The organism is Mesotoga infera (genome assembly GCA_011045915.1).
Taxonomy (GTDB): Bacteria; Thermotogota; Thermotogae; order Petrotogales; family Kosmotogaceae; genus Mesotoga; species Mesotoga infera_D.
In genome coordinates, this window is record DSBT01000078.1 from 1 (window position 1) to 1,620 (window position 1,620).

Genomic DNA, 1,620 nt, shown 5'->3' on the forward strand with positions numbered 1-1,620 from the left:
TATGTAGCCTTGCTCGAGAGCGGTGGTTACGACTCACCAGAAATCCTCTTAAGGAAAGCCGGGATAGACATTTCCGGTTCTCTTTTCTGGGAGAATGGAATCGACTTTATTAAAGAGAACTTTCTGGATAGACTGAAGGCAATTATTTAGGTCCGTTCTGAAAGTGAGAAAAGGTGTATAATTCCTGTGTCGTTTTAGTACGGGTTTTCTTTCGGACTCTTCACAAGGGGTACTTAGGGGGCATAAATGGCAAGAGATCTTACTCAAGGGAATATTCTGAAGAATCTTCTCGTGATGTCCGTTCCTACAATGATAGGATTCAGCGCTCAGATGATCTACGACATAGTGGATATATTCTGGATCGGCCGTATTTCCGGCGAAGCAATTGCCGGCGTGACAATCTTTACAACTCTTTTCTGGATTGTCGACATTTTGAATTCGATTATTGGCCAAAGTTCAATTTCACTGATTTCTCAGAGCTACGGAAAGCGAGACCTTGAAGGATCAAGCAGGGCAATCGAACAGACCATTACTTTCAAATTCATTGTAGCTCTAATTTCCGCTTTGCTGGTCGCGGCATTTCTAAAACCCTCACTGGGCCTTTTCACTACCGATCCGAAGGTCGTTGCATCTGCACTGGACTATGGGTATATTCGTTTGTTCTTCCTGCCGATGATGTTCTCTTCGTACTCTGTGAATACTGCCCTTAGGTGTATAGGCGATGCGAAAAGCCCCATGTACATTATGATGGTTGCAAGCGTAATAAATATCGTCCTCGATCCTATTATGATGTTTGACAAAGTGCCTGGAACGGGTATCCCCGGCTTTGGTCTCGGCGTCTTCGGCGCGGCAGTAGCAACGGTTATTGCGCAGACAGCATCATTCTTGTTTGGCTTCTACATCCTTTTCTCTGGTAGAGAGGGAGTCAAGCCGAAGTTGTCGAAGTTATTTAGGCTCGATCGAAACATAGACAAGAAACTTCTGACAATCGGTCTTCCTACGGGCCTAGAAGGTTTCTTCAGGAATCTCGCTGCAGTTGTGGTTCTTAAATTCGTCGCATTTTACGGGACCACGGCCGTGGCTGCAGTAGGTGTGACTGGCAGATTGTTTGGATTGGCTTTCATGCCTCTTGTGGGACTTAGTATGGGAGGATCTGCAATGGTGGGGCAGAACCTCGGAGTAGATAATGTCGACCGGGCGAGGTCGACTGCAAAGACTGCTGCCCTGATTGGATTCTTCTTTATGTTTGCTTTCGCGTTAATCGCTTTCTTTGCCGGCGAGCTTGTGATCAGCATGTTCAACAGCGACCCGGAGATAATAAGCTACGGAGCAAGTTTCCTGAAGTATGGAGCTCTTGGAATTTCGGTTCTGGCCTACGGTTTCGGCCTTTCGGCTGTCTTTGGAGGATCTGGATACAATTTTCCCTTCGTCGTGGGAAGCGTTGTTTCAAGGTGGATGATTCAGGTCCCAATCTTGATTATTGCCGTAACGGTAATGAAAGCAAGTACAGTGTGGGTTTGGCTTTCATATGTTTTCTCGGACATAGCCGAAGCGGCCATAATGATTCTCTATTACCTGAGAGGAAAATGGGAGAAGAGAAGAGTTTATTAGCCAGTTCCA

Annotated in this window: 1 protein-coding gene; it reads left to right on the forward strand. The window is 46.1% G+C overall.

Annotation, left to right across the window (positions count from 1 at the left end; all coding sequences use genetic code 11):
* Positions 1-294 precede the first annotated feature (294 nt).
* Positions 295-1,611: an MATE family efflux transporter gene (locus tag ENN47_02595; protein HDP77075.1), complete on the forward strand. Its 1,317-nt coding sequence runs from the start codon at positions 295-297 to the stop codon at positions 1,609-1,611.
* Positions 1,612-1,620: the final 9 nt, after the last annotated feature.

Coding starts and splice junctions, on each gene's coding strand:
- ENN47_02595 (HDP77075.1), top strand. CDS start 295: ATGTCCGTTCCTACAATGATAGGATTCAGCGCTCAGATGATCTACGAC.